Source organism: Cerasicoccus frondis (assembly GCA_031296915.1).
Lineage (GTDB): Bacteria > Verrucomicrobiota > Verrucomicrobiia > Opitutales > Cerasicoccaceae > Cerasicoccus > Cerasicoccus frondis.
Window position 1 is genome coordinate 51,251 of the sequence record JAVDPC010000022.1, and the last position, 25,683, is coordinate 76,933.

At 54.0% G+C, this 25,683-nt stretch carries 26 protein-coding genes; 23 read left to right on the forward strand and 3 right to left on the reverse strand.

The features are described 5' to 3' along the window. Positions 1-177 precede the first annotated feature (177 nt). From RBB63_RS16420 to RBB63_RS16475, 12 genes are all read left to right on the forward strand, one after another. Complete coding sequence (locus RBB63_RS16420; protein WP_309386059.1) at positions 178-330, forward strand: hypothetical protein; 153 nt, start codon at positions 178-180, stop codon at positions 328-330. A 46-nt stretch (positions 331-376) separates the two neighbouring features. Further along, positions 377-736: a DUF3127 domain-containing protein gene (locus tag RBB63_RS16425; protein WP_309386060.1), complete on the forward strand. Its 360-nt coding sequence runs from the start codon at positions 377-379 to the stop codon at positions 734-736. A gap of 96 nt (positions 737-832) precedes the next feature. Continuing rightward, positions 833-1,039 (forward strand): hypothetical protein, encoded by a 207-nt coding sequence (locus tag RBB63_RS16430; protein ID WP_309386061.1) that lies wholly within the window; start codon positions 833-835, stop codon positions 1,037-1,039. A gap of 74 nt (positions 1,040-1,113) precedes the next feature. Continuing rightward, positions 1,114-1,602, forward strand: a complete 489-nt coding sequence (locus tag RBB63_RS16435) for an Acb2/Tad1 domain-containing protein (RefSeq protein ID WP_309386062.1) — start codon at positions 1,114-1,116, stop codon at positions 1,600-1,602. Positions 1,603-1,808: 206 nt separating this feature from the next. After that, a complete protein-coding gene (locus tag RBB63_RS16440) occupies positions 1,809-2,384 on the forward strand; it encodes a hypothetical protein (RefSeq protein ID WP_309386063.1) in 576 nt (191 codons plus the stop codon). Between the two features lie 22 nt (positions 2,385-2,406). Further along, complete coding sequence (locus RBB63_RS16445) at positions 2,407-3,531, forward strand: hypothetical protein (RefSeq protein WP_309386064.1); 1,125 nt, start codon at positions 2,407-2,409, stop codon at positions 3,529-3,531. Further along, positions 3,528-4,028 (forward strand): hypothetical protein, encoded by a 501-nt coding sequence (locus tag RBB63_RS16450; protein ID WP_309386065.1) that lies wholly within the window; start codon positions 3,528-3,530, stop codon positions 4,026-4,028. The genes RBB63_RS16445 and RBB63_RS16450 overlap by 4 nt, the downstream gene beginning before the upstream one ends. Then, a complete protein-coding gene (locus RBB63_RS16455; RefSeq protein WP_309386067.1) occupies positions 4,025-4,396 on the forward strand; it encodes a hypothetical protein in 372 nt (123 codons plus the stop codon). The genes RBB63_RS16450 and RBB63_RS16455 overlap by 4 nt, the downstream gene beginning before the upstream one ends. Then, positions 4,393-4,608, forward strand: coding sequence for a hypothetical protein (locus tag RBB63_RS16460; RefSeq protein ID WP_309386068.1), 216 nt, complete (start codon positions 4,393-4,395; stop codon positions 4,606-4,608). The genes RBB63_RS16455 and RBB63_RS16460 overlap by 4 nt, the downstream gene beginning before the upstream one ends. A 211-nt stretch (positions 4,609-4,819) precedes the next feature. Then, positions 4,820-5,023 carry a hypothetical protein gene (locus tag RBB63_RS16465; RefSeq protein ID WP_309386069.1) on the forward strand — a complete coding sequence of 68 codons (204 nt, stop codon included), beginning with the start codon at positions 4,820-4,822 and terminating at the stop codon, positions 5,021-5,023. Beyond that, positions 5,020-5,517 carry a hypothetical protein gene (locus tag RBB63_RS16470; protein WP_309386070.1) on the forward strand — a complete coding sequence of 166 codons (498 nt, stop codon included), beginning with the start codon at positions 5,020-5,022 and terminating at the stop codon, positions 5,515-5,517. The genes RBB63_RS16465 and RBB63_RS16470 overlap by 4 nt, the downstream gene beginning before the upstream one ends. A 72-nt stretch (positions 5,518-5,589) precedes the next feature. Beyond that, positions 5,590-5,883 carry a hypothetical protein gene (locus RBB63_RS16475; RefSeq protein ID WP_309386071.1) on the forward strand — a complete coding sequence of 98 codons (294 nt, stop codon included), beginning with the start codon at positions 5,590-5,592 and terminating at the stop codon, positions 5,881-5,883. Here RBB63_RS16475 and RBB63_RS16480 read toward each other — a convergent pair. Genes RBB63_RS16480 through RBB63_RS16490 form a run of 3 tightly spaced genes read right to left on the reverse strand, consistent with a single transcriptional unit; the run spans position 5,846 to position 7,444 of the window. Next, positions 5,846-6,307 (reverse strand): hypothetical protein, encoded by a 462-nt coding sequence (locus RBB63_RS16480; protein ID WP_309386072.1) that lies wholly within the window; start codon positions 6,305-6,307, stop codon positions 5,846-5,848. The two genes, RBB63_RS16475 and RBB63_RS16480, sit on opposite strands and share 38 nt — an antisense overlap. Further along, positions 6,304-6,597 (reverse strand): hypothetical protein, encoded by a 294-nt coding sequence (locus tag RBB63_RS16485; protein ID WP_309386073.1) that lies wholly within the window; start codon positions 6,595-6,597, stop codon positions 6,304-6,306. Before RBB63_RS16485 ends, RBB63_RS16480 begins: the two co-directional genes overlap by 4 nt. 22 nt (positions 6,598-6,619) lie before the next feature. Next, positions 6,620-7,444 carry a hypothetical protein gene (locus RBB63_RS16490; protein ID WP_309386074.1) on the reverse strand — a complete coding sequence of 275 codons (825 nt, stop codon included), beginning with the start codon at positions 7,442-7,444 and terminating at the stop codon, positions 6,620-6,622. A gap of 851 nt (positions 7,445-8,295) precedes the next feature. On the opposite strand from RBB63_RS16490, the gene RBB63_RS16495 reads away from it, so the two are divergent. The 11 genes from RBB63_RS16495 (at position 8,296) to RBB63_RS16545 (ending at position 25,673) form a co-directional block, all read left to right on the forward strand. Further along, entirely contained in the window at positions 8,296-8,706 is a 411-nt protein-coding gene (locus tag RBB63_RS16495) for a hypothetical protein (RefSeq protein WP_309386075.1), read from the forward strand. Positions 8,707-8,779: 73 nt separating this feature from the next. Continuing rightward, positions 8,780-9,274: a hypothetical protein gene (locus tag RBB63_RS16500; RefSeq protein ID WP_309386076.1), complete on the forward strand. Its 495-nt coding sequence runs from the start codon at positions 8,780-8,782 to the stop codon at positions 9,272-9,274. Continuing rightward, positions 9,271-9,543: a hypothetical protein gene (locus tag RBB63_RS16505; protein ID WP_309386077.1), complete on the forward strand. Its 273-nt coding sequence runs from the start codon at positions 9,271-9,273 to the stop codon at positions 9,541-9,543. Before RBB63_RS16500 ends, RBB63_RS16505 begins: the two co-directional genes overlap by 4 nt. Continuing rightward, on the forward strand, positions 9,540-10,163 hold the full coding sequence (locus RBB63_RS16510) for a recombinase family protein (protein ID WP_309386078.1): 624 nt from the start codon (positions 9,540-9,542) through the stop codon (positions 10,161-10,163). The genes RBB63_RS16505 and RBB63_RS16510 overlap by 4 nt, the downstream gene beginning before the upstream one ends. Continuing rightward, the gene (locus tag RBB63_RS16515) at positions 10,160-10,420 is read left to right on the forward strand and encodes a hypothetical protein (RefSeq protein ID WP_309386079.1); all 261 of its coding nucleotides are present in this window, start codon (positions 10,160-10,162) and stop codon (positions 10,418-10,420) included. The genes RBB63_RS16510 and RBB63_RS16515 overlap by 4 nt, the downstream gene beginning before the upstream one ends. Continuing rightward, on the forward strand, positions 10,417-10,824 hold the full coding sequence (locus RBB63_RS16520; RefSeq protein ID WP_309386080.1) for a DUF1064 domain-containing protein: 408 nt from the start codon (positions 10,417-10,419) through the stop codon (positions 10,822-10,824). The genes RBB63_RS16515 and RBB63_RS16520 overlap by 4 nt, the downstream gene beginning before the upstream one ends. Positions 10,825-10,857: 33 nt before the next feature. Further along, positions 10,858-12,729 (forward strand): hypothetical protein, encoded by a 1,872-nt coding sequence (locus RBB63_RS16525; RefSeq protein ID WP_309386081.1) that lies wholly within the window; start codon positions 10,858-10,860, stop codon positions 12,727-12,729. 2 nt (positions 12,730-12,731) lie between these two features. Then, a complete protein-coding gene (locus RBB63_RS16530) occupies positions 12,732-12,911 on the forward strand; it encodes a YegP family protein (RefSeq protein ID WP_309386082.1) in 180 nt (59 codons plus the stop codon). A gap of 47 nt (positions 12,912-12,958) precedes the next feature. Next, the gene (locus tag RBB63_RS16535; RefSeq protein ID WP_309386083.1) at positions 12,959-13,321 is read left to right on the forward strand and encodes a hypothetical protein; all 363 of its coding nucleotides are present in this window, start codon (positions 12,959-12,961) and stop codon (positions 13,319-13,321) included. 98 nt (positions 13,322-13,419) lie between these two features. Beyond that, positions 13,420-13,719: a hypothetical protein gene (locus RBB63_RS16540; protein ID WP_309386084.1), complete on the forward strand. Its 300-nt coding sequence runs from the start codon at positions 13,420-13,422 to the stop codon at positions 13,717-13,719. 530 nt (positions 13,720-14,249) lie between these two features. After that, entirely contained in the window at positions 14,250-25,673 is an 11,424-nt protein-coding gene (locus RBB63_RS16545) for a sigma-70 family RNA polymerase sigma factor (RefSeq protein WP_309386085.1), read from the forward strand. Positions 25,674-25,683 lie beyond the last annotated feature (10 nt).

The window sequence follows — 25,683 nt, forward strand, 5'->3', positions numbered from 1 at the left end:
GATATTTTTTTTGAACAAAAGTGAAGGAAGGGAAGGAAGCTGGGAGGCAGGCGTGGGGGGGACCGCAGCGAGCGCAGAGGACGCAGAGAGAATTAACGATTAAACGGGACGTTTATTGAACAGAGGGTAGCGGAGGAAGCAAAGGCTGAGAGGCAGGTTTTTTTTAAATAGGAGATAATGATGAAGACACTTTTGGAATGGATAGAGCGGCATAAGGACCGCGTGCAGCAATGGACGCTGCTACTGATTATCATGGCGGCGTTGCTAGCGTGCATGGCGCGTGATGCATCAAGCCTTTGGGCATTTTTGAAATTTCTGACGTCAAACTAGGTGACGTTTTGAGTTAGTGACGTAATGTATAAACGATAGGAAAAATATGAATCAGCACTATGAATACACCGGACAGGTCATTGAAGTGAAGGAGCGCGAGGACTTCTCCAGCTTCTCCAAACGCACGGTGGTCGTGAGCGACCAGGAAGAAAAGTATCCGCAGAAGGTGCCGTTTATTTTCAGCGGCAAGTATGTGGATATGCCCGACGAAAAGGAAATCCTGCGTGGCCAGAAAGTGAAGGTGCGCTTCTCCCTGCGAGGACGTGAGTGGCAAGGCAAGCACTATGCGGAAAACTTCGCGTTCGCCATCAGCAAGCTTGAGGAAGCGCCAGCGCCCCCACCCCAGCAAGACACCTTTGCCGGAGTAGATGACGACAACGACGACGAAGAGGACGTCCCTTTTTAAACCTCCGGTTTAATCGGAGAGGCTGGAGGCAAAGCCACCAGCGGGGCAGTGAGGCAATGGGATTTTAACCACAGAGGACACTGAGGAACGGAGACTATGAACGGCAACTGGATATTCTTAAGTGAGGCGACGCCACCAGATGACTTGCAGACGGTGACTGTTGCCCGGGCCGATGGTGGCGTGTGCGAAATGCGCCGCTACTGGAAGACATGGCAAGCGCGCTTTGAAGGCCTGCAAGGCAATGGGAAGGTAATCGCATGGCAACGCCTGCCCCTGCATCCACGGGACTGCCCAAGGATTTGAATTTAACCGCCGAGAACGCAGAGAACGCGGAGGCGGACCACGAACTAAGATAACCAACAACAACAACGACGACTATGGAAAAATCATCATCATCACGAAAATTAACCGACCACAAAGTGCCTGGGCTGAATGAAGCAATCGAAATCGAAGTGCTTGATCAGCCTGGGCCTGGTGGGGCGAATCACATCTACCGAATTAGCGGATATTCACACCCCGTGGAGGTGGTCGCAAATTCTGAAACAGGAGAGACGGAAATCATAGGCTCAGTCGCTACTGAAATTAACTTCCAGAACGGGCCGATCCGGGAGGCTGGGTTCAACGGTCTGAGCAATGAGGCGCTGCTAGCTGTCGTGATCGACCGCCTGCGCGGGTTTCAACACGGGCGCAAAGAGTCGCTGACTGCTGATGGCCCAGTGGAGGAGTTCGATTTCTCATCACGAGGCCGGTTTGCCTGCCGTGAGAATGCGCTGGCGCTGACGCACATCGAGGAAGCCATGATGTGGCTGCAAAAGCGGACGACCGACCGCATGAAGCGCGGCGTGGAGGGCACACACCAACGGTAATTTTCAGCGTCCGTAGCCTAGAGACGGACGTCGGCAGCGCGCTGGCATGCCGCGTGGGAACGCATGCTACAATTTTTTAAAAACACCAGACTATGGACATCGTATTACTCGCAACCACATGGGCAGACGTTGCCAACGATGTGGGATGCCTCTTCGGATTGGCTGCTGTTTTTTGGGCCATTTCTAAAATTTAACTTTAATCCAAAATGAACAACGACGCACGCAATGACCACTACCTGATTATTTCAGGGAAAGTCCTCGAACTATATCAACGCATCGTGGAAGCGCATGACGCATTTCACGTCCAGGCGGTCGCAGCCTGTAACGAGCTTGGCGGGTGTAGTCCGGTTGAGGTAGGTGGGCCCTTTGACTGGATGCAATGCCCAGAGCTGAGTGCAATCGCGTTTAAAGCAGAGAAGCCGCCGGCAGACTGGCGCCTCTACAAGCAACCAGTGCAAGGGCTGAACGATGGCGAGATAGCCTGCCGACCGATTAAGGGACGCGCTGCGGGCAAAGCCGCGCTGGCCGTGATGGAGCGCGCAAGCTTCAAAGCTCCGGTGATGGACTTTTACGCGCAGTTTGCCTACACGCAGATGCTACACATCGGCAAACGCTACTACTGGCCCGTGGCTGGTGACCTGGGTGGCCAGAAAATCGCGATCATCCCCCGTGAAGCGATCATCCCGCCCAAGGATGCGCCCGAGGGCTGCCAGCGCATTGAGCACTGGGAGTTTCTGCAAATGCAGCGGGACGTGCGCCAGGCAAAAGCGGCAACGCACTAGCAACCTCAGCGAAAGGTAAATGATGAGTATCGAAAAAGCATTATCCACCGTGAAGGGCAACCTGCTTGGTCATGCCCAAAAAGACCTAAGCCCCCTGCTCCAAGCGATCTTGGAGGCATTGGACGCGGCACCCAAGACTAGCAAGGATTTCTCCGGTGCACGCCATATGACGGTTTTCGCAGACCGGATAGCCTTGCGCAAGGCTGTCCGCTTCGGCGCGTATGCTGCGCTACACTATGCAGAATGGACTGGCGAGTGGGAGATAACGCAACGTGACTTACGCCACTGGGACTACTTCTGCATGTGGGCCAGCCGTTCGGAGCAAGCGGAAGAACTCAGCTATTACACAGGCCCGGTTACCAAGGCGCTGGCATGCAAACGCATGCAGCAGGCCTTTGACCGCTACCAAAACAGCGGACTGCGCCCAGAACACTGCAAACTACTTAGCAAACTAAGCTGGGAAGTGGACACCACTCGTGGTGATTGGGTATCGCTCTTTGTGCAAGGTAAGCGGCCACTGGGCGACAGCGGAATTGCGCTTAGCATTTATGCTGCCGTGGGTTGGGAATACCCGAACGACGAAGGCAAAGCCTACGATGAATATGCGCAACTGGAGCGAGAGGCTGAAGAACGCGCCTGGGATCTATTCGACGAATTGGCATTTGCCGCGCCAGATGTTGCCAAACTCGCGGGCGAACACTTGCCCGACCAATCTGTTGACGCCAACAAAATGGTGGATGACCAATCTCCCGACGCCGGGAAAATGGTTCCTGACTGGTTGCAAGGCGAATACACCGAGGAGAAGGGGCAGGCATTGGTTAAGTCTCTTAAGGACTTAGAAGCAGATTATGGATGCTTCGGAAGCACTTCTTATCAAGATGATGCACGTAAGCAGATCGGTTTCCCGCCCAAACCCGACACCCTACCGCCAGTGCCAGAGAACGGGGTGTATTTGGGCACGGGACCACTCTCTAATGAAGACGACAGATTTGTCGGATGGGTCATAGTGGATGGCCGCTGGGATTTTGCCAATTTTCTCGGTGGAGTCCATGATGATTGTTACTACTGCGCCGACCTCTCCACTAAATCCGGCATCCGCGCAGCTTGGCACTGCCTCAAGCGCATCAAGGAAGGGGGCGAACGGTGAAGGAAGTAACTTTTATTGAGAAAAAAGTAGTTCCGATAGCTGACTGCGACGGCCAGCCGATACGCTTGGGCGACGTTCTCAGGTGCATCGACGAAGGCAGCAAGGATGTAGGCGTAGTCTTCGGAATCGTGAACAAAGACGACAAGTCCTCTTACGGTCGTCATGCAGTCGGACCAATCGCCCACGGAGACCTTATTCTCAGGACTAGCCACTGCAGTACTCGGGTAACGAATCGATACGCTCAATGGAAACACGTCGAGCGTAATGACCAGACCTACTGGCAGCGCAGGCAATCATGGCTGGCGAAGCCATTCCAGTTCGACGAATACGGACCATCCAACACAGAACTAGAGCAATATGCTATCGAAGCAATCATGGCTCTGCTTCCAGAGGATACGGTGAATTACGAATACGACAGCGGGCCCAATAACGTAGACGACGCCATCTATTACTTAGCTGAACACCTTGGCGAATTGAAAGGAGAGACCTCCCAATGAGCCCCGAAGAACAACGAATCGCGCTAGCCGAGTGGGCGGGGTGGAAATACGTAGAGAACAACCCCAGCGACAAGTTTTGGCAGCAACCAGACGGATCAACTAATGGTGTCAAATTCTGGGCGAACAAAGACCACCCAAACATAATCAGCTATCTCCCCGACTACCTGCACGACCTCAACGCCGTGCACGCTCTTGAGAAGCGGCTCAAAGGCTTTGCTGTTAATATCTATGGCAAGGAGTTACGAAAGATAGTCGAGCGAGATACCACCGACGAATTAGGGTCGGAAGCAGAACTATGGCATGCCACCGCCGCCCAACGCTGCGAGGCCCTGCTCAAGACACTTAACCTATGGAAAGGCGACCAATGACCTATACTTTCGATGAAGTGACGCCAGGAGATTACATGGCGCACATGCCCGCTCTCGACATTGGAGACACAAAAGTTTCCGTGCATGTCGAGGAATGGACTAAGTTTGGCACTGACCAGAAAGAGAAGTTTGTGAGCTTCAATCACGGTACGTGCAAGGGGCAATATGCCTCCAACCACCAACTTAAAAACGCAAAATTTTACGACCAATGAACCTTGGTGAAGCATTAATTATTGTCCGCAATTGTTCGCTGTCTTCTCCCCAGATGAAACACCCACAGGGGCAGAAAGCGCTTAAGGTTGTGGACAAGAAAATCCAATCGTTAATGCGCAAGCAATCATGGCGAACGGGCAATGGAGCAACGCCCATTCATATGGGCAGAGATGGATTTCTGTATCCAATACCCGAAACGAAAGGCGACCGATGATCATCGTGGCATATAAAACGGACGGGAGGCAGTACATGGAACGACATCGCTTCTTCAGCAAGGAATCAGCACGCCAAGCAGAATTAACCGATCTGGATTTGTTTGATTTTCACCCAGAAGACGAGCGAACCAAGTGGGATGAAGCTTATGACGAATTCAAAAAATCAGCCAATAAAACAGCACAGAAAGGCGACCAATGAGCGACACACCGACACCGAGAACGGACAGAGAAGAAGTTGAGCGGCTTCAAGAGATACTTGCAACTGCTCGGCGCGACTATGCCGAACTCGAAACCGAGCTGGCTGAGGCCAAAGCACACGCTTACCGGTTATTTGATTTGGTTCGATACGCCCGCAGTGAACTTCACGAGGCAGGACTTTTGTCAGATAGGGAGTATGCAGACTTGGCAGACGATGGAGTGTCACTAGAGCGTCTTGAAAGATACACTCAACTCCGTGCCCGCGTCGAGGAACTGGAGAGAGACAGGGACTTGCAGGCGGTTCTTTATGAACAAGAGCGGGATCGAGCGGCGGGACTGCGTGAATGCTTGGACGATGCTCGAGGAGAGAGAAATCGATTACGCACTGCGTTGAATGCCGTATTGGGCATTGCGCAAAAAGGCGGATACAACCCTGGACACCGTGGACTGCTCAAGCAGGTGAAAGGCAAGTGTATGGAGGCGCTAAATAAATGAGACACACCAGCCGCATGCAAAAGCTGAAATGTCGGGCTTGATGCGTGGGGCCATGTGCTTTCGAATAACGGCATGGCTACCAAGCGCAAAACCATTGCAGATTATCGGAAAGAGAATGATGAACTACGCGCCAAGGTGCAGGAGCTCGAGGACGCCATGGAGAAGACAAATGCCCAGGCCAAGGACACCCAGGGTGACAACACTGCCCTGCTCTACCTGCTGGCTGACATACGGAAGGCGGCGGGCGATCCGCTGGGGAAGCTCTGCCAAGATCAGCTGGTGGAGCACATTGCTGATATCCGGGCGAGGGCTGAGGGCGGCGGGGAACTCAAGCCCCTGATGGGCCGCTATCCAAAAAACGCCTGAGGGGTTTCAACGTTTTGCGGATCGCTGCAGCTTGGGCATTGGTCAGGGAGCCGGTAGGAACTCGGGATTTGTAGGAGAGTGTTGTGGGCGCCATGCCAATTTCACGGGCAATCGCCGCCAGTTGAAGCAGCGGCGCGGCATCGCGAAAGTCGGCCATTTCTTCATCCGAGATCACGCTGTCGGGTGGGATGCGGTGGCCGTTCTGCTTGCGGCCTGCTGTCCCACGCTGGTCGACGCGGAATCCGTTCCACAACTCTCGTTTGGAGAGTTGGCGGGCGGCGCGGATTTCGACGGGGATTTTGCCGCCGTGAGAATCGTGGGCGGCAAAGACTTCCCGGTGGTCCCGGCAGAGCGCTTCGAGGGACCCGCCCCGCAGTCGCTTGTTTTCGGGCGTCAGAATTACCCAGTCAGTGTCTTTGCTCATTGCTTTTTAATTAGGAGGTTAGCCGCTTCCAATTGGTGGACTATCTCGGTGGGGACTATGGCCGAAAAGTTCACCCCGTCGCGGGTGGCAAAGTTCTGGCCATAAAGACGAGGAAGGCCTGTCGCCGCCACGTCATTTCCCCAGGCAAAGTAGACGGCGTTTCCCCCGTCGTCTTCGCCCACGCCGATGTCAGCCGAAGCCAAGGAAAGGGCGAACGTAGGAGTGGCGTAATGGCGCATGTTATTGAGGAAAATTGCGCTGTGGGTTGCGAATTCTGGATCGTTTTCCATGGTTATTTACTTTGGTTGAGTTTTACCGCATTGCAGCCAAATCGGCCTTGGTGAACAGTTGATTCAGATTAAAATCGCTCCAGCGCAGGAAGCCCTTGCCGCGCGTGTTTTTGTCGGCGGGATTCTCCGCACCTGGGATGATGACCGCTTCGACCGCATCGATATGATTCCGCCGCGCAGATTCGCGGAGATCGCCGAGGGCGGTCTGGGCGACGCGGGTCGAGTCGGTTTTGATGATCACCTTCAGGGAGGGCAGGCAGAGCTCATCTTTGGCTTTGCTGGCGAGCCAAATGGCCTTTTTTGCCGCTTCTAGTTCGCCCCGGAATTCATCCGTCACGCGGTCCTCAGCGAAGAAATTGCCAAACCAGACCGGGGTGCCGTCGTGGCTGCAAACACAATAGCGCTTAGGGGTGGCGTCCACGATCAGGGTCATCGTGTGCTCGGGCTCGGACTGGGGCTCCTCGGCTTCGGCCTCAACAGGTTCATGAACCTCGTGATCACCGAGGATGGCTTGTGCCAAGACCCAATCCGGGGGCGTGATTGCATTGCCGTCGAAGTCTGCGAAGGCTAGTTTGCCATCGATCAGTGAAATCCGCGCCCAGAGCTTGACCGGCTCAAAGCCGCCGATTTCATAATGAACGAAGCGCACATCGACCGGCAATCCGCCCTCGCGGATGTCGGTCAGCTCGACGCGCCAGCTGTAGCTGCCGCCAGTGAATTTTTTACGGTCGATAAACCCGGTGCTGGCTTTGACGTAGCCCTTGGTGCCTAGCTTATCCTGGGCCTTCTTCATGGCTACGATGACTATTGTCTTGCTGGCGGCGGTGGTCTGTGTTTCGTTTTTCATGTTCTTGAATCCTAGTTATTAGCTTTGTGTTTCTTGAATCCAGAGGGCCAGGTTGTTTCGAGCAGCTGGCCCTCGTTTGTTGTAAGTGCCACTCTTGCTCACTTAGGCAACCTAGTCAAGGCATATATTGTAATTTATTGGATTTTTTTTGAATCCGAAGCTGGACTGCATAGTTGATGTAGCCGAATTTAAGCAGCATTGAAGGTCGCGATCACCGCGCCTCCTATGATCGTGAAAGACCGTGGCGTCGGGGGATTCTGGCACACTCGACGGACGCACCTCCCAGCACTTTTCAAGGTAATTCCACTCCCGGTTCATCCGAACAAACCGGCCATTGGGCAACTGAACACATTGACGCATGAGCACTACCCAACCACTGGCGACCAACCCGCGCAAGCACCCACGGCAATAGACAGCCGATTGAAAAATAGGCAGGTATTGGCGGGTATAATAAACGGGGTCGGTGTATTTGTGAAGGCAGGAATCGAGGTGCGAAATGAAGGGAGTCCAAAACCAGTCCAAAACCCAGTCCACGGAGGTTATGGACTCCCCATGGCGGAGGGCGGTTCTCAGGTGGTCCAAAACCCCTACCCCCTTAAGGGGGGTATAGGGGTATTATGGACTACCCTGAGCAAACACGCCTCCCGGCTGCGCCGTAACCAGTCCAATGGACTACCTCGGGTAATGAAGATGAAAAAGGTGTTTTGTGAAGGTGACAATTTAACGTGGTTGACAATTTCGCAATTCAAACCGAAAAAGCGGAGGACGGAGGATCGTGTGCGCGTGCGCGAATCGGGCCAGCAAATGTCCGAGGAAAAACCTAATCGATAACCCAGTATCAAATTAACACGATGGCGAAACAACAGGCAGCAGTAGCGAAGCGGGGGAAGCGGCAGGACTTGATTAAGCAGGCGTTGGCGGAGGCGATGGACGCGGAAGCGATGGCCCAGGCAGTTATCGACGGGCTGAAGGCGATGAAGTTTTTCCAGCAGGACGGCAAAATCGTTGAGGCGCCGGATTTTCTGACGCGGCTGAAGTATTTGGAATTTTTGCGGGACACGGTCGAAGGGACGCCGGTGAAGCGGCAGGAGATCATTCATGGGACGGCGCCAGACCCGGAAGCGTTGCGGACCAAGCTCGAAGGCAGCGCGGCGATGCGGGCCAGCTTGCGGCGACTGCTTGACGATGTGGAGAAGCGGCAGGCTTCACAAGAAGGGGTGGCGGCGGAGAGCTCGGGAACCCCCGAATTCGTGGATATCTAATCAGGCTTCAAAATATTTTCCTTTTTTGAAGGTAAATCCGGTGACGATTGAAAACTCGAACGTAATGTTGGACATGAAAACAAACGTTGATTTTGAAACTACGAATAACGCGAATGCGCGCGAATGCCATGAGGCAGGCGTGGATCTTGGACCGAAGGCTGTGGGGCAGCTGGTGAAGGTTTGGAAATTCGTTTATGACGTGGACTCGTGGCATGGATGCCGGTTGTTCACGGATTACGAACAGGCGTTGGAGGCGCTTTACGAGTCGCGGCAAAGCTTTGGCTACCGTGGGGCAAAAGATCGGGACGTCATGGATGCGTGGTGGGAGTCGGATGAGGCCAAACGTGATACCTGCGACATGGCTTACCTCGAAGAAGACAAAATCTTCATCGATCAGTCGGCAGTCCTGGCGGCGCTGAAGCAGTTGCTGCCCGAGGTGCAGGAGGAAATTGAAATGCGGCGACTGGGGGGCGATGATCCGGAGTATCTGCGGCTGTTCAAGCCGATGCAGGATGCCTACGACCATTGTGTGGCTGTCGTGAAGGAAGCGGAAGGCGGTGAGCGATGAGCGACAAGGAACGATTTTTTCTACTATTGGCGCAGTATCCGTTTGCCCAGAGGTTCTGGGACGATGAGGGACTGAATGTGCCAGCGCTCAAGCGTGCTGCGGGGCGTATGAGTCATGGCGAGCAAGTTATCGCTCGCTGCCTCTACGCAATTTGGACGCGCTCGGATGACGCCTTTGCACGAATCAATCTCACCGATCTCGCTGGGGTGGTGGATGCGCATAACCGCAAACCTCTGGTTGAGTGGCTTGCAAACCCCTGTTGGCCATGAGTAAGCGACGGGTGGCGGTTTACTTGCGGGTGTCCACGGGCGAACAGTCGGTGGAATCCCAGCGGCGGGAGCTGATGATGTATCTGGCGCGGCGTGGTTGGGCGCAGTTTCGGGAGTTTGTTGACACATGCTCGGGGGCAAAGTCGTCGCGGCAGTCGTTGGATGAGTTGATGACCGAAGTGCGCGCCGGCCGGGTGGACGTGGTGGTGTGCTACAAGCTGGACCGGCTGGGGCGCAGCCTGACGCACTTGGCGCAGGTGTTTGGCGAGCTTGAGCGTTCGCGCGTGGGCCTGGTTGTGCCAAGCCAGGGCATTGACACCAGCGAGGACAACCCAAGTGCGCGGCTGCAGTTGCACATTCTCAGTGCGGTGGCGGAGTTTGAGCGCTCGATCATTCGGGACCGGACGCGCACGGGACTCGCCAATGCGCGGGCCAAGGGCAAGCTGCTCGGCAAGCCCCGTGCGCTGGCCAAGCGCCAAAAGTTGATCGATGCGCTGGAGCGCAACCCGGAGGCGAAGCTGCCCGAACTGCAAAAGGCCAGTGGCTTGTCGGCGGGCTCGTGTTCGCAGATCCGCAAGCAGTGGCGACTGGAGCAGAAAGGGGAATTTGTGGACGTATGAAATCGATTCAGGACAATTATGTGGAGCTCATGCTTCAGCATTTCAAGCCGCCAAGCGAAGTTAAGCCGGTGGAGGAATTAACGAAGTCAGAGAAAATAGGCATTATGCTGGCTGTCGGTGTGCCAATGGAATGGGACATTGATCCGAAAACACATGGCCACGTCCTTCGCACTTGCTATCCGGTGGGAATCGTGGTGGTGCAAGAGCAGGGACGCGACGTTTACTGCGTGGTTGATTCGGCCCAGTTGATACGATGAAGCGGAAGCGAAAAGGTAAGTTTGGCGGCAAGAAGGTGGACGTCGACGGGGTGCTGTTCGACTCAGCGCATGAGGCGGAGTGCTGGTTGCGGGTGCGCGATGCGATGGCTCGTGACAAGCGGCTAAAGTGCGACCTTCAACGCGAATATGAGCTATTGCCCAAGCAGGTGACGCCCGCCGGTCAGAATGTGCGCGCGGTGAAATACACGGCTGACTTCGTGCTGACGCTCGACGGTCTGGACTTCCCTCCCCTCGTGATCGATGTGAAGACCGACGGCAGCGCCCTTGCCCGCGATTGGCCGTTGCGCAAGAAGCTGATGCTTTTCCGGCATGGCATCGACGTCGTGGAGATTAAGAGCGTTCGTGCGATTGAGGAATTGCTGGAATCTGTGTTGACAATTTGACGGTGTTGACGATTAGAGTTCTCCATTGAGAACATGGACGAATTGGACTTTGAACTGGACGACATTGACCTTTCGGATCTGAGCGAAGAGGAGCTGCGTGGTTTGGAGGCGGCTGCGGTTGCGGGTGACTGGGCTTCGTGGTTTGAGGTGCATGGTGAGATTGACGATGCGGGCGGCAACCGGGTGAAGCCGATGGCCAATTACTTGCAACGGGCGATCTCCGAGGCCGTCCGGTGGTTCAAGGAAACGGGCCTTCCAATTCGGATACTCGTGCTCAAACCTCGCCAACGCGGATGCTCCACGTTCTCGACGGCGGGTCTTTACGTGGAGGCGAACAACAACCCGATCAACTGCACGATCATTGGGGCCAAGGGCGACCAGTCGAAGAACCTGTATTCCAAGGTTGGCGTTTACTCAGGGTGTGATGGTTTCGACTGGGGCACAAAGCGCGACCTACAGACCGAGACGGGCAAGATCACTTTCCCCGATGGCAGGGAGTCATTGATTGGCCAGCTTTCGGCGCGTGAGTATGACCCAGGACGTTCGGGCACTTATCAGTTTGTATTGGCGACGGAAGTGGCGCGTTGGGCAGAGGACGGCGTGGCGAATGCGGCCAAGGTTCTATCCGGCCTGGTGAAGTGCGTAGCGACCAAGCCAGGGACATGCATCCTGATGGAAACGACGGCGGCCGGCGCAAGTGGCGACTTCTATGAGCGCTGGGGCAAGGCCTACGACATAGACGAGTTCCAGCGCCGTCATGCGGCAGGCGAAATGATGGCCGGTAAATACATCCGGGTTTTCGCTCCGTGGTTCGCCTTTGAGGAGCTATGCCATGATCTGACGCCAGCGCAGGCGGCCGAGGTGGAACGGACCTTGGGCACGAATCCGCGTTACACGTCCCCGGAGTTTGGCGACGAGCGTGAAATGATGGCGCGCTTCAGCCTGAGTCTGGGGCAAATCAGTTGGCGGCGTTATGCGATCGAGGAAGAATGCGAACGTGATGCCCGGATTTTCGAGCAGGATTACCCATCGACTTGGGAAACGGCGTTCCTCACTTCCGGGAACAAGCGGTTTAACTCGGTGGGCATTCGGCATTTGAAGCGACTGAGCCAGCAGCGAACTCCGGATTTGGGGTATTTGGAGTGGCAGAAGGGCGGCCGTGAAACTGGGCGTGTGGTCTGGCGCCCGACTGACGAATATGAGGGCATCATTTATCGTTGGGAGCAACCGACCGAGGGGATGCGGTATTCGCTTGCGGTGGATACGATGCGTGGCGAAAGCCAGGATGCTGGGAAAGACCCAGACGCGCACTCGTTGCTGGTGCTCCGCGCTGGATATTTTGGGACTCGTGGTTGGCAGCCTCCAGCGGTGGTATGCCGGGTGAAGCCGCCGTGTCGCTGGGACATTGATTTGGTCGACGAATGGTGTCACCGGCTCTGGGCCTACTACAACTGTTTGATCGTGCCCGAGGTCAACGGCCCGGGCTTGGCGTTGATTGAGCTGCTGAAGTTGTGGGGCGCTCCGATCTACCAACGAGAGATTTTTAATCAGCGTGAAATGCGCCGAGAAAACGTTTATGGTTGGGAGACTACCACCAGAACGCGACCGATACTGGTGGAGGGACTTGCACGGGCAATTCGCGAGTATGACCGCGCGGGCGACGGCATTGAACTTTGGTGTTCGCATATCGTCGACGAACTGAACGCATTTGTACGCAAGCCCAATGGTCGAGAGGAAGCAATGGACGGATCCCACGATGACGACGTGATTGGATTGGCCATTGGGCTGGCAACCATTGAGGGCGCGCAGGCCTATTATCCGAAAAATGATTTAGTCAGACTTCCCCCAGATGTTCAGCGATTGTTGGACGAGGATCGAGGTGGTCGCCGGGGGGCATGGAGTTGATCATGAAAAAGAAAGCAAAAACCAAACTAAAACCAGGCACTACCTACCTGCGCGACCGCGCAGATAAGTGGCGTTGGCGGGTGGTATCCAACAACAACGAAATCATTGGGGCGTCCAGCCAGGGATTCACCAGAAAGGCAGATGCAGAACGTAATCTAGCCCTTCTCAGAGCATCACAATAATATTGACACTACGTGATACAGTAGCATTATTCGTGACTATGCGGATAATGCTATTTTTCCTCCTGCTGACTGTAAGCCTTCACGCAAAACGTGATAACCCCGAATCCTGGTATGTGGACCTCGTCCAGATGAGCTTGGGAGGCGATCAGAATGTCCGCATGTCCAATGGGACCTACTGCGATCTCTTAACCGCAGATTGTGCTTGGGAGGTGGACTTTGCTGATAAATGGGCGGAGTCCATTGGCCAAAGCCTAAACTACTCTACACAAAGTGGGCGGCCTGCGGGTATTATCCTGATCATGGAATCTGACAAGGATCAGCGGTTTGTTGATCGGTTGAAGTCTGTAATCGAAAGCCATAGGCTACCGATCACGCTTAGAGTTTGGCGCAGCGGCGAAAGTAGGGATTAAAGGCCTCGATTCTTGCATGTTAAATATTTCAACCTCAATTGAGGATCATAGAATTAACATATTGACGTTTCGTCACTTTTGTCTTTTTGAATTACTAAATGCAAGGGGCCAAAGTTACTGGATTAAGCAAACTGAAGAAGCCAAACCAAGGTTCGGTTGGTGATCAGATCGTTGCAAGCAGTGACAATTCAGCATTTCGCACGGCATTGAAACGACCGGGCGAGAGTCAAAGTATGGCAGGCGCAAGCCGCGATACCAACGTAGAAAAGGCCTCTGGCAGTGAAGACGTTGGAAAATTCGCGACCCGCCTAAAGAAGCGCCCACTTGGATTGTTTACGCCACCGGCGGGGACACCAGGCGCGGATAAGCAGAAATCGGGTCGCAGTGATGCGATCTGATAATGAATGAATTCCGCACTGTTCTCAAAAAAGGTAAACGCCCGGTAGTAGCCCGTGATGACAAGCCAGTCATCCCTGGACACTTTGACAAAACTGCGCCCGAAGGAGGCACCCAAGGCAGTCCACGTGTTCGGGCCGTAGATACGGCAGATCAAGAAACACAACGACCTGCAAAGCTTAATCCTGCGTTTGAACCGACAGGTGGGGTAACAAAAACTGAAGACTCAGAAGGACGTCCAGTTCTGATAGGGTCTAAGGCGAATGCAGATAATAACGTCCGAGTAGAACAAGATCAGAACGGTCGGCCCATTCTTCGTGGTAAAAACTCAACTGCCCAAACACTCAACGGTCCATCGATAAGCGAGGTCCCAGGAGACAGTGTGCGTCATGCAGAGGCTGAAAAGCAAATCAAGCAGACACAGCCAAAGACCAGCGAAGATTTTCTTCCAGAGAAAACGGCACAGGACTCCCCTACTTCGGCTATTGCACCATCTCCGACGCCCTCAGAGATCAGTGAGCATGAACGTCGCATGCGAAACACCTTTTGGTCGGCACGGATGGACGACGCTGGGCGACAACGCGCGATGGGGCTTGCTCCAGGTGAACGTAGCGTGGTGAATCGCGGGGTGCGCGATGCGGCGCCGAATGCGCAGAAGCTCGCCAAGACCCAGTTTGAAATTTGGGCGAACACCGTAGGCGCGAAGACCTACACGACGGCCGATGGCGTAATGCGTCAATCAGTCGACGAAACGGGGCGGCCATTATTCACAGAAAAGGATATGGGCGTGATGCGCGACGGGGACGGCAAGCCGTTCCTCGCCCACCGCAACCAGTATGGCGAAACGGAATTTGAGCGGCCGAAGATTGTGGCGGCTGATGACCCGAATGACCCGCATTTCTACTATGACCTACCGGACGGCACGCGCGAACGGGCATTCCACGGCGATGATGCGCTGAACCACGAGAACCCCAAGGTACGCGTGGCGGCTGAAAAGGCCCGTGCTTCCCGCGAGAAACAGGTGGAGGGATCTGCGCTTGAGGTTGTGGATCGCCAAATAGCGGAAGTCGACCGTGAAGTCAGTGGTATGGAACTCGAATCTGCGGAAATAGCTAAGAAGCGAAATCGTGCAGAACGCGAACTACAGTTGTTTGGCAATTTGCCAGATAGCCCGAAGAAGGCTGCACGCGTCCCCCAAGTTCAAGCTGAGTTGGAGTCACTGAACGCCCGAGATCAGGAGATCATTCAGAGGACAATGGAAGGTGGCGATCTTCATGCGCGGCAGCAGCAACTGAGGGCGGCGCGCAATGTCGTCAAAGCGGAAATTGAACTGGCAGCCTACGACGAAATCCAAGGGCGCATCGAAACCAACTCCAATCTGCCAAAGGCGTTAAAAGCCGAAATGCTGGCGAATATCGCAGAACAGCGACAGAAGCTAGGAATTGGAATGACTGAAGCCGTTGCAGAACAAGAACGGTTGAATGCGCTGGTGGAGCAAGGACGAAACACTGCAACATCCAGACTAAAAGCTGATTCCACCGATGCAGAATTTGACCGTGAAGCAGACACCATAGCCAGCGCAGTTGCAATTTATGAGGATGAGAGCACACGCTTGGATGGCTTACTGAATGAACTCGAAGGCGGCGTTTTAACACCAGAAGCCCATAACGCAAAGGTAGCAGAAGCACGCGAACTCCGGGATAGCCTACTTCGATTGCGAGGCTATATCGAATCCAAGGGCGCAAATTACAGCGACGCAGCAAAAGCTGCAGGGGAAAAACACCTTTCAGATATGGTGGCCCAACTCGAAGCAGACATTGAAGCGGACCCTGGTTTTCTGGGGAGTTATGGCACTGGAGCTATCGAGCAGGCTGGAAGCCGAATTGAATCAGGAAAAGAGCGCGTCGCACAGAGTTTTCAAAGCGAAGACAGTATCTGGAAATTTGGACTGACCAACCTTGGACATGGATCGGAGTCGATTGGCGCCGTGTTCGATATGTTCAAGGGAATGACAGCAGAAGATATTGAAAAACGTTCGAATGCGGCTCGAGCACGGATGCTCATTGGAGATTTACGGGGCGAACAAGCTAAAACTGCGATGCGCAAAACGATTGAGTATGCGCAAAAACTTGAGGAGGGAGGGAACCTCGTAGACCCCGTAAAGCTGGATTGGTCCAAGCCCCAGGACGCCCGAGAATTGCCTGTGCTCCAAGCCTTGGTCAATCAACTAAGGGATGCTGATACTAACAACGCAGATCGCGGGAACGTTGCGAGCAATGAGTTCCAAAAAACGCTATTTTCGACACTGAACCTCGTAAATCTAGTTCCAGGCGTTGACTACAGTTATGAGCAATCGCAGATCGATCGGACTAACCCGGAAGAACTGGCAAAGTTCAATGCACTCCAACAGGAATATGCGCGGATAATCGAAGAGAAGTATCCGAATACCGCGCTTGCTGGCATGGTCGCTGGTTCACTGGGTCAATTCATGATGACCCGAAGAATGGGCAATGTCGCAGTCGGCAATCTGGCAAAGGTCAGTAAGATTGGAGAAGTGCTCAACCAAGGAAAACGACTTGAGCGCATTTCAGCAGGCTTGGGTTATGCGCAAATGGGCGTAGCACAAAGTTATTCAGAGAATCCGAATCAAATGAGTTTTCTGGATCGCTTCGCGGATGTGGGCTTGAAGGCAGCTACGTTGGCAGCGGCAGAAGGGTTGGGCAACAAAGCCGAGGCAAAATTTGGAAAACTGGCAGGCGCCCAAGCAACAACCAGCAACCTTCTACTACGTCAGGGAACCAATACTCTGGGCGCCTTCATCGGAGAAAATATTTCTGAATTCTCAGAAGCCTGGATCAAGGGCGAGAACCCGATGGACCAGCTTGATCAGATTCTGAAGGGAAATGCTGGCGCCGTGCTTGGTATGGGACTGCTACACACACGTGGTGCAATTCGGACTCAAAAGGAATACCAAAACCTGAGCCGTCAACACGGTCAGGCAACGGCAGAAATGGCGAATCGGATCGCGGACATCAACACGCTAGCTTCGACTGCCCAAGGAAGTGATGCTCGCGCGATCCAAGCGCAGCGAGCTCTCTCAATGATACAACCAGGCGAAATTGAAGCTTTCAACCAGTTTGCCGCAACTGTGCTGGAAGGCTCCCCAGAACTGAAGGGACATAGCCTGGAAGAACGGGCGGTGAATTTGCAGGACCGCCACGAACGGGTGCTTTATGTCGGTCAGGTGGCCGAATCCCTCCAACATCGGATGGCCCTGGGGCAGAATGTGTCTGAGGAGATAGCGGAAATTGAAAGCTATCAGCCAGCGGATGTGACCGGCGTTCAGGACTCCACGCACGTGGACGCCTATCGTGATGGCGCCCGGGCGTTGATTCGTGCGGCCAATGGCGTGACCGGGGACCAGATGACCGAAGGCGAACAAGTTGGCCTGGGCATCGTGGGCCAAGAACTCGGAACCTCGGCTATTCGGATGGTGGGCGGCAAGGCCGTGATCACCGATAAAGCGCGCGACTGGCTGCTAGAGCGCGTGCCTAGCGCGCAAGCCTTGCTTCCCCGTAGTGAGCAAGCGCAGTTGGAACGGATTCAGGAAGCGAGTTCGGTGACCACAGAGAGTGCGGAACAACCGAAAGCAAAGACCAAAGCCAAAGCAGGGCTGACAGTAAGCTTTACCGGGGATGATGGACAGGCAGACGAAACTCAAATCCCAAGCGGCGCCACACTGGCCAATGGCGATCCGGTGACGGCGCGTAATGCAGCGCAATGGTTGGCGGAGGAAGGCATTGAAGCCCGCGATGTTGAAATACAGACGTCCGTGCCCAAGACGCCTAAACACGCCCCGGTGAAAATCGAAGGTAACCGAGTAAAGGCCTCCGACCTACTTCGGGAAATTGTCAACAATGCCCGCGTGGATGGCATTGAAATAGACGGCGGACGGGCCGTTGCCGTTGCACGAAACGTTGCACGCGATGTCAATGCAGCAATAGACAAGTATGCTCCTCTGTTTTCGGGCATTAGCATTCAACAAGGTGCTAAAGGGACTGGAGGCGTACAAACTGATTTGGGGCAGCGTTTGCTAGTGAATGTGACAGACCTCGTGTCTCCAGATAACGCTCAAAATCTAATCGATCCTGAGCGTCTTGAACTGCTAATTCAGGAAGAGGCAATCCATGCAGTCGCAACCTTGATAGTGCCTAAGCTAGAAGCTGCGCAAATATGGATTAAATTGCCAGACGCCACACAAGAGGTCGTCAGGAAGGTATACGAAGAAGGAGGGAGTCCTGCACAGGACTGGCAGCTTGGGCATGAGTTTCTACGGATGGTGGTGCAAGGTCGGATCAATCTAGCGCAGGGCAAAGATAAGGTGACCAGTGAAGAACGTTTGTCGCCAAGCCTATTGCAGCGGATCGGCAAAGCCCTGGCACGTTTGCGCGATTACTTCCGCGATCTACGTGGCAGCCTGAGCGCAGACGGCGCGGCGCCGGAAGTGGTGGACCTCGTGGAATCCACCGTGACGCAGATTGAAGAAAAGTTGCTGGAAATCGAAAAACCCGGTGACGTTTCCAATCTCGAACGTAAGGTAGTTGATGGACAATCCGATGGGATACAGCGAGGACGATCAACTGTTGCCGAGTCAACCAGCACAAAAGCCGAAGACAATGCACCATCTAGTGGCCGAGATCCCGCCAGGAATGGCAATGGACTCTCAGACCCTCAAACTGTTCGGAGCCCTGATCGTGGAACTGAGCGATCAGATTCCAGCAAGGAACTAGAGCAGCGTCCCGCTGGACCGAAGAAGGCCAAGCCGAAGCGGAATGTGAATCGCAAGAATGTGCGGCCTGCTTTCCCGTTTACCACAGATGCCGATTCCTTTGACGTGATTGACCTATTGCAATCCGAAGGCGGACTGTTGGGCAAGACCCATGCCATCAAAGCGCAGAAGCAAGCAGGCAAATCCGCCAAGCTTCCGCCAGAGTATGACGGCTACGATGAAGCCTTTGGTAGCCGTAATCTGCACAAAGACCTGCTGCCACTCTATCGCTACGATAGCCTAGTGACGTCTACCGGGCAGGCGCCAGACCAACTGACAGCATTGGCTGTGGAGCGCAACCTGCTGAATGAAGGCGCGGGTACGAGTGAATTCTTTGAGCTGGTGGCCAGCACGGCCAAGCGTCGCGCCACCGGACAGACCGAAGACGCTAAGGACCGCGATCAGGATTTTATTGAATCCGTGACCGAGGATCGCCCCGGTGGTGAAACCGTGAGCCCGGAGCAGTTGGCGATTGGCGACCGTTTCGAAGTCGAGGGTGAGGAGTTCGAGGTAACGGACATCGACCCGGATACGGGTGAAGTGGAAGTGAAAGACGGCCCACGCTTTGGCGTGCAGGACTTGCCTCCAGAAATGCCGCTGGTGATCGATGCCGGAAGCCTGGAAACTGACACCGATGACGCCCCCGTCGAATTCCTGACGGATGAGGACTTTGAACTGGCTGGCCAGACCGAGGAGGAATTGGTTAGCGACCGTGAGCGCGAAGCTGAAAGCACCCGGAAAGAACAACAGCGCCAAGAGCTCGAAGAACGGCAAGCCAAACGCTTGGTGGGTGATGCGGGCGACGCCGCACAAGGCTCCCTATTTGATGAGCCGGGAGAAACCGGCGAACTCTTTGCGCCGCCAACACCGAAACAAGTCAGTGAAAATCTGAAAGGAATATCCCGAGAAGCAAACCAGGCTTTGGATAACGCTTTTGAGGGTCTATTCTCCCGCGCTAGCGACCAGCAAATGCGTGATTTCCTACTTGGTAAACCAATAATTGAACTGACTGGCGAGGAGTTCCAACGTGATGGCAGCGGGATTTCGATCTTCAACAAGGTGGCAGCCTTTTTTGAAGGCATGGATGGCAAGTCCACGCATCCACAATTGGGCGACGTGATCCTAAACCGCAACTCGGTGAAAAGCTCGTGGGCGCATGGCGCCGGAAGCTTGAAGGCTGCGGCGTTTGCCGCCGTGCCCGACGTTATCCAAAACGGCCGCATCATTCACCAAAGCAAAAACTGGCGAGGTCGTGGTGAAGCCCGTGTGGTGCTGGCAGCTCCGGTGAAGATCGGAAGCGAAGACGTAATATTGGTTGTCGTGACTCGGCGCCAACAAGGACAGACCCGATTTTACCTACACGAGGCCTATACAAAAGAACGAATCCGAGGTGCGTTTAAGACTGGTTCCAGTGCCTCGGGTGAGGTTGAGATTTCCAGCGCTTCCTCGGATTCTGTATCTAATATACTCTCCCGCATTCTTTTCGTCAACCAAGATAAGGACGATGTGCTGGGAGCACGTACGGCAGACATGACGCAGAAGGGACTGCCCCCGGAGAAAATCGGGGCCTTCGTGCAAGCTGCGCAGGCTTTGATTGGCTCAGGCGTCAACACGCCAGAAGCCATGGCGCAAGTGCTGGAAACCAAGTTCCAAGGAAAAGCCGCCGCCTACTCTCAAGCATTGTGGGATGCATTTGGCATGGTGAACCCCGAACTACGGGGAACTCATGACTGGAATAAAGCTCAAACAAAAAGCAGTGACAAAAACGAGCTTCAGCGTATAGTAGTCGAAAAGAAACCAACACTCAAATCGCGCAAATCGGATTCCAAAAATGAAAAAGGAACTCAGCCCCGAAGCTCTGAAGCAAAAGCAGTTGATCTCCAAGACGATGGGCGAACAGCCTACCGTATCGCTCAAGGAAGCCCAAGCCCAGACGCTCAAATTCAAGCACTCCGTGACGCCGGATACGAAGCCCAAGAGCCCGACAAAGAAAGCTATTTAGACGAGGGCTCGGAAGTCAGCGTTTATCTTGACGGCAACCGAGTCTATAAGGTAACGCATGCAGGTGATTGGGGCATCTATCCCAAGGCAGAACGCGCCGCAGATGGGTCAGTATTCTTTGATATTGGCGGGGAGTCAACCCCGGCACGCTTCCTAGAGCGCATTGCACTGCAGAATCACTATTTCGACGACAACAAAACGGTTTTTGAAGGTGTTCTCGCAGATGGCCGGATGGTTGCATCCCAACCATACATTGTCGGGCGTCCAGCCACGTTTTACGAAATTGGGCAGACATTGCAGCGAGCGGGATTCACTCCCCTGCCTGGCCATCCAATTGATTGGGCACACCCAACGGACCATGTGATTTTGATGGACGCCCATGAGGGCAACTTTATCAGCACACCCCAAGGCGTGGTCGTGCCGATTGACGTGGCCATTCACCAACTGCGGGGACGGCAAGTCAGCGCGCTGAAAACCCTGCTGGATGAAAACGAAACACTAGGGGCTCGAACGGATGGAAGTCATCAAATAGATTTCTTCAAGGCTTTAGACGGTCGCACAAAGGCAAAATTGCCCAAGACGCCAAGCGGCAAACTGAACCGTTTGCAACTGGTGCAAGACAACCTGGGCTTGGCCACTGACATTGCGGTACGCTACTTCACCGTGAACAACAGCGCGCAGCATGACGACATCGTGCAGGAAGCACGGCGCGCCCTGATGAAGGCAGGACAGAAATTTGACGATACGGCAGGCACTCCATTTGCAGGCTACGCCGGGCGGGTAATTCGCAACCGCCTAAATGATCTCTACCGCAAGCAGAGCACGCAAAACAAGCGGGAAGGCTCCAGCTTGGACACACCGATTAACGAGGCTGGCGACACACTGGGCTCATTGATCGAAGGCGACGGACCCACCCCCTACGACCGAGAACAACGCGCCGAGCGCAAGCGCCTGCTGGGCAGTGCGCTGGCCAGCCTGAACGATGACGAACGCAAGTTGGCCTTTGCCTTTATGGCTGGCAGTTCGCTGGCCGAGATTGGGCGTCGTGAAGGTTTGAGCCGTGAGGGTATGCGCAAACGGATGAATAAAATCCTGGGAAAACTGAAAAACCAGATGACAGAGCAAGGGGTAGCACGTAATGATGTACTGAGCGCACGCGGCGACCTGCGACGTGCGTTGAAGAGTCCAGCATTGCAAAAAACGCCATCCGAATACACATTTGAACCAACAGAGGCACCCAATGAGCAAATCCAAGCAGCCATCAACCCCCAGAAAATCCGACCAGTCGATTCGGCGCATTTACGTGCCCGACACCTCCCAGATGAAGAAACAACTGGCGCATCTATCCAATTCTACCAACGTGAAGGCAGTGACACCGAAGAAGGCTTCGTAATCCCTTCAATGCCCACGGTCATTTTCGTCAATGCGAAGAGTGACCGCGCTCCCCTCGCCTGGACTTTGGCGCATGAATTTGCGCACATTGCCGAGAAGGATCCAAATTCAGGTTATGCCGAACTTGAGCAAACGCTGCTGAATCTGATCATTCCCGAAGAGCGTGCTATTATTGTCGGGATGTTTGCCAAGCACTATGGGGAAACATCCCATGAGAAGGAAATCACCCCTTATCTAATTGGGGATGTGATCAGCGGCTTCGATGTCATGGGTGTGGACCTACTGAAAAAAGCTGAGCAGATCAAAAGCGCGATCAATGACTACATTGAGTCGGCAGGGCCATTTAACCCACAGACATTAGCTGAAGGCAGCGATGATGATCTATCCACCTTGCTTTCCCGCCGAGACGATGCGGCGGCGATCAATGACTTCCTGCAGGCGTTGAATCTCCAAATCCCGAGTCAGTCCGACATCGATGAAATGTACCGGCAAGCCGGTCTGGAGGCTCCAGGCGCGCAGAGTATCGGGCGCCCTGATCTCGCGAATCCCGCCGAAGAAGAAACCGCGCGGCGTTTGGTCGACGCAGTGGACGAAGCGCGCAAAATGGAAGCTGAGCGCCAGACGCACGCGGATTGGGCGGAGCAGGCGCGCGAACGCATTGCGCAGGACCGCGACGGCGTGAAGCGCAACCTGCTGGAAATGGCTGCTACTGGTCAAGGCATCAGCGACCCGATAGACGTGAAGGCGGCGCAAATCCTCGTCAATGACCTGATCAAGCAGGCCACGGCTTCGGGAGACGCCCTGCAAATGCGGGAGGCGCAACAACTGACCTGGGCTTACCGCGAATCCGGCAGCGAACAAGCACGTGCATTTGCCGCCCGCCGAGATCCATTTAAAAAGCCTGCTGATCGCTACCGGGAGTTCCTAGCCAGTGTGATCTTCCACCCCAACGCCACGACTAAGGAACGTGTCAGTAAGGCCCTGAGTCCTTTGGAAAAATCCCGACTGATTGATGACCTGAAGGGGCAAATCAAAAGGGCTAAGGCACGAGGTGAAAACAAAACGCTAAAACGCCTGAATAAGGAACTGGCAGAAACTGAGGCCACGAAAGACAAAATGCAGCTCATGGCCGACGAGAACAGCGGACGCCTGAAGCGCATTGAGCAGGCTCTAGCCAACATGGGCGTAACCCTGAATCATGTTTTTAACGGTGAAGCCTATCTGCGCCTGCGAGGCTCCAAGATGATTGGCAACGTAGTAAAGACACTGAACTACGATCAGGTGAAGCGCCAAGTGGTGAAGCTGAACCAGAAGCGTCTAAAATCCGAGGAGATTGCCACGCGCCTGAATATCCCGCTGGATGAGGTGAAGCGCATCAAGCAGGACATGGAGCGTGCGATGCGGGAGAAGCTGGCCAAACTCGGTGACGCGGCGCTAGACTTGGAATCCTTTGACGATGAGGCCCTGATGGCGCGTGGTGACGAAGGCCTGAGTAAGGCGCAGCGCAAAGCCAAGATCGACGCAATCATCGCCGCCATGGGGCTGGATGACGCTGATACCGACACGCTGGCGCAGACGCGCCGGAAGCAACTGAAGCGCAGCCGTGTGAAGACTGGCAGGGGACGCAACAAACGCACGGCTACCAGCCTGCAACGCTCCTTTGAAGATTATGATTGGGAGATCGACAAACCGCGCGCCAAGGACCGCCATCATGCGAAGCCCGCGCAGCGGGATTTAACGGACCCAGATGGCCCGCCGATGTTCGACGTCAGTGACCCGGTGCAGGTGGCGCAGGTCGCACGGACACTACAATCTATAGATGGAGGGGGCTTTGATATGGCCTTTGAATTCTGGGTAAACTCCGTGCTCAGTGGGCCACTGACGCAAGGTCGCAATATTCTAGGTAATGCGTTGAACGCAGCATGGGATTTGGGATTCGAACGCTTGGGTGAAGCCATGCTGAATGCGACTTTGGCTAAATTCGGAATGGGTTCAGAAAATGCCCCTCAACTTGGTGAGTTCAGACATATGGCTCGTGGAATGTTACCAGGCATGGCAAGGGGAATTCGTAATGCACTGAACTCTTGGGCCGCAGAGACACCATTGTTTGCAAATGACGTCTTAAATCAACAATTGGAAATATTGCCTGAATATTTCGACAAACAGGGAAGTATCCGGGCATCTATCCCTGGAAAAACTGGGAAGACTATCCGCATTCCTGGGCGTTTGCTTTTGTTCGCGGATGAGTTTTCGAAAAGTCTAATAGCGCAAGTGGAAGCTGGCGCCGTGGCCTACCGGATTGCCAAGGGTGAAGGCTTGGAAGGTGAAGCGCTCGAGCGACGTATAACCGGGCTGATCAACATGCCGGGCTCTGTGGCGTGGCACCAAGCCGCCGAGAAGGCAATAGAACTGACATATCAGGATACGCACGAAGAACGTAAGCAGGGATCATTTTTTAGCGTTTTTGAGGTATTTGGAAGAAGCTTCAACCTGATTAGTGCAAAAAAGAAAGGAGCTAATTGGGGCGATGTATTAACAGGTATTAATTGGGGAAGAAGTAAAGTCCCCGGGGCGCGCTACATTGTACCATTTGTGACTTCGCCATTCAATATCCTCCTACAAGGAATAGGGAAGTCACCTATAGGAACCATGGGAGTGATCGCAAAGCTAAGCATGGCTTCTATGGTCAAGTGGAAAGACGGGGTTCCAATTGGACAGACATACCCCAAACCCAAGCTTGTACGTGATTTTACTCAACAAGTGATGGCATGGGCTGGGACTGCGTTGCTATGGGGAATTTCAGAGGGAGACGATGATGATGAGGATAAGTTCATTTTAGTCACTGGTGGTCATTCAAGGACAAGTCAGGGAGCGAACGAATTAAAACAACGAACAGGAATGACTTCCTACACCATTCGCATTGGGAACAATAGCTTCAAATATGGCGGAATCGAGCCGTTTGCTACTACCATAGGCACTACGGTCGATCTCATTCGGTCGGTTAAGGCAGGTGTCCGCTCTGAAGACTCAGCTGGGATCATCGCATCAAGATTACCTATCGCGATGCTACAAAGTATCGCAAGCCAGTCCACCGAGAAAACCTTTTTGAAAGGCATTGGCGACATCGTTGAATCAATGCAAGACGTAAACATAAATGAAAAAGGCGAAATCGACACAGGATATAAATTAGAAAATTTCGCTATTAATTTTCTGGCTTCTTGGGTGCCGAATATAATCAAACAACCATTACGTGAAATCGATTCAAAATACAGGGAGACAGATGCTGATAGTCTTGGAGAATCTGTTCTACTGAGAATGTTTCCGATGCTGGCACCACCATCGGTGAACGTATATGGCGAAGAAGAAATCAAGCAAGGCAGTAGCATTCTCAGGCCGATTTTCCCAGTAACAATTGGTGAGGCTCCAAAGATAAGAAAAGTAGATGCTATGCTTCTTCGATATAATCGTAATCTACCTGATGGAGCAAAGGCTTGGGCGCCAGCACCAACCCAGCGCTACGTAACAATCAATGGCGAGCGGATTGACCTGAATCCCAAGCAACTGCAAGCATACCGGGAACGCTCGGGGCAACTGTTTACAAACCTGCTCAAGGGCATGAGCTTTAACTATGAAAACCCGACCGAGGGTGACATTGAGAAAGTCCAACGAGCACTACGGCTAGCTCGGGAAACCACCAAACGGCAAATGCGATCTTCTTTGCTTGCCGAAAAGTGACATTTTAACT

What these genes read in the sequence shown, in the direction of transcription:
- RBB63_RS16420 (WP_309386059.1), top strand. Translation starts at nt 178, where the DNA reads ATGATGAAGACACTTTTGGAATGGATAGAGCGGCATAAGGACCGCGTG.
- RBB63_RS16425 (WP_309386060.1), top strand. Translation starts at nt 377, where the DNA reads ATGAATCAGCACTATGAATACACCGGACAGGTCATTGAAGTGAAGGAG.
- RBB63_RS16430 (WP_309386061.1), top strand. Translation starts at nt 833, where the DNA reads ATGAACGGCAACTGGATATTCTTAAGTGAGGCGACGCCACCAGATGAC.
- RBB63_RS16435 (WP_309386062.1), top strand. Translation starts at nt 1,114, where the DNA reads ATGGAAAAATCATCATCATCACGAAAATTAACCGACCACAAAGTGCCT.
- RBB63_RS16440 (WP_309386063.1), top strand. Translation starts at nt 1,809, where the DNA reads ATGAACAACGACGCACGCAATGACCACTACCTGATTATTTCAGGGAAA.
- RBB63_RS16445 (WP_309386064.1), top strand. Translation starts at nt 2,407, where the DNA reads ATGAGTATCGAAAAAGCATTATCCACCGTGAAGGGCAACCTGCTTGGT.
- RBB63_RS16455 (WP_309386067.1), top strand. Translation starts at nt 4,025, where the DNA reads ATGAGCCCCGAAGAACAACGAATCGCGCTAGCCGAGTGGGCGGGGTGG.
- RBB63_RS16460 (WP_309386068.1), top strand. Translation starts at nt 4,393, where the DNA reads ATGACCTATACTTTCGATGAAGTGACGCCAGGAGATTACATGGCGCAC.
- RBB63_RS16465 (WP_309386069.1), top strand. Translation starts at nt 4,820, where the DNA reads ATGATCATCGTGGCATATAAAACGGACGGGAGGCAGTACATGGAACGA.
- RBB63_RS16470 (WP_309386070.1), top strand. Translation starts at nt 5,020, where the DNA reads ATGAGCGACACACCGACACCGAGAACGGACAGAGAAGAAGTTGAGCGG.
- RBB63_RS16475 (WP_309386071.1), top strand. Translation starts at nt 5,590, where the DNA reads ATGGCTACCAAGCGCAAAACCATTGCAGATTATCGGAAAGAGAATGAT.
- RBB63_RS16480 (WP_309386072.1), bottom strand. Translation starts at nt 6,307, where the DNA reads ATGAGCAAAGACACTGACTGGGTAATTCTGACGCCCGAAAACAAGCGA.
- RBB63_RS16485 (WP_309386073.1), bottom strand. Translation starts at nt 6,597, where the DNA reads ATGGAAAACGATCCAGAATTCGCAACCCACAGCGCAATTTTCCTCAAT.
- RBB63_RS16490 (WP_309386074.1), bottom strand. Translation starts at nt 7,444, where the DNA reads ATGAAAAACGAAACACAGACCACCGCCGCCAGCAAGACAATAGTCATC.
- RBB63_RS16495 (WP_309386075.1), top strand. Translation starts at nt 8,296, where the DNA reads ATGGCGAAACAACAGGCAGCAGTAGCGAAGCGGGGGAAGCGGCAGGAC.
- RBB63_RS16500 (WP_309386076.1), top strand. Translation starts at nt 8,780, where the DNA reads ATGAAAACAAACGTTGATTTTGAAACTACGAATAACGCGAATGCGCGC.
- RBB63_RS16505 (WP_309386077.1), top strand. Translation starts at nt 9,271, where the DNA reads ATGAGCGACAAGGAACGATTTTTTCTACTATTGGCGCAGTATCCGTTT.
- RBB63_RS16510 (WP_309386078.1), top strand. Translation starts at nt 9,540, where the DNA reads ATGAGTAAGCGACGGGTGGCGGTTTACTTGCGGGTGTCCACGGGCGAA.
- RBB63_RS16515 (WP_309386079.1), top strand. Translation starts at nt 10,160, where the DNA reads ATGAAATCGATTCAGGACAATTATGTGGAGCTCATGCTTCAGCATTTC.
- RBB63_RS16520 (WP_309386080.1), top strand. Translation starts at nt 10,417, where the DNA reads ATGAAGCGGAAGCGAAAAGGTAAGTTTGGCGGCAAGAAGGTGGACGTC.
- RBB63_RS16525 (WP_309386081.1), top strand. Translation starts at nt 10,858, where the DNA reads ATGGACGAATTGGACTTTGAACTGGACGACATTGACCTTTCGGATCTG.
- RBB63_RS16530 (WP_309386082.1), top strand. Translation starts at nt 12,732, where the DNA reads ATGAAAAAGAAAGCAAAAACCAAACTAAAACCAGGCACTACCTACCTG.
- RBB63_RS16535 (WP_309386083.1), top strand. Translation starts at nt 12,959, where the DNA reads ATGCTATTTTTCCTCCTGCTGACTGTAAGCCTTCACGCAAAACGTGAT.
- RBB63_RS16540 (WP_309386084.1), top strand. Translation starts at nt 13,420, where the DNA reads ATGCAAGGGGCCAAAGTTACTGGATTAAGCAAACTGAAGAAGCCAAAC.
- RBB63_RS16545 (WP_309386085.1), top strand. Translation starts at nt 14,250, where the DNA reads ATGCGAAACACCTTTTGGTCGGCACGGATGGACGACGCTGGGCGACAA.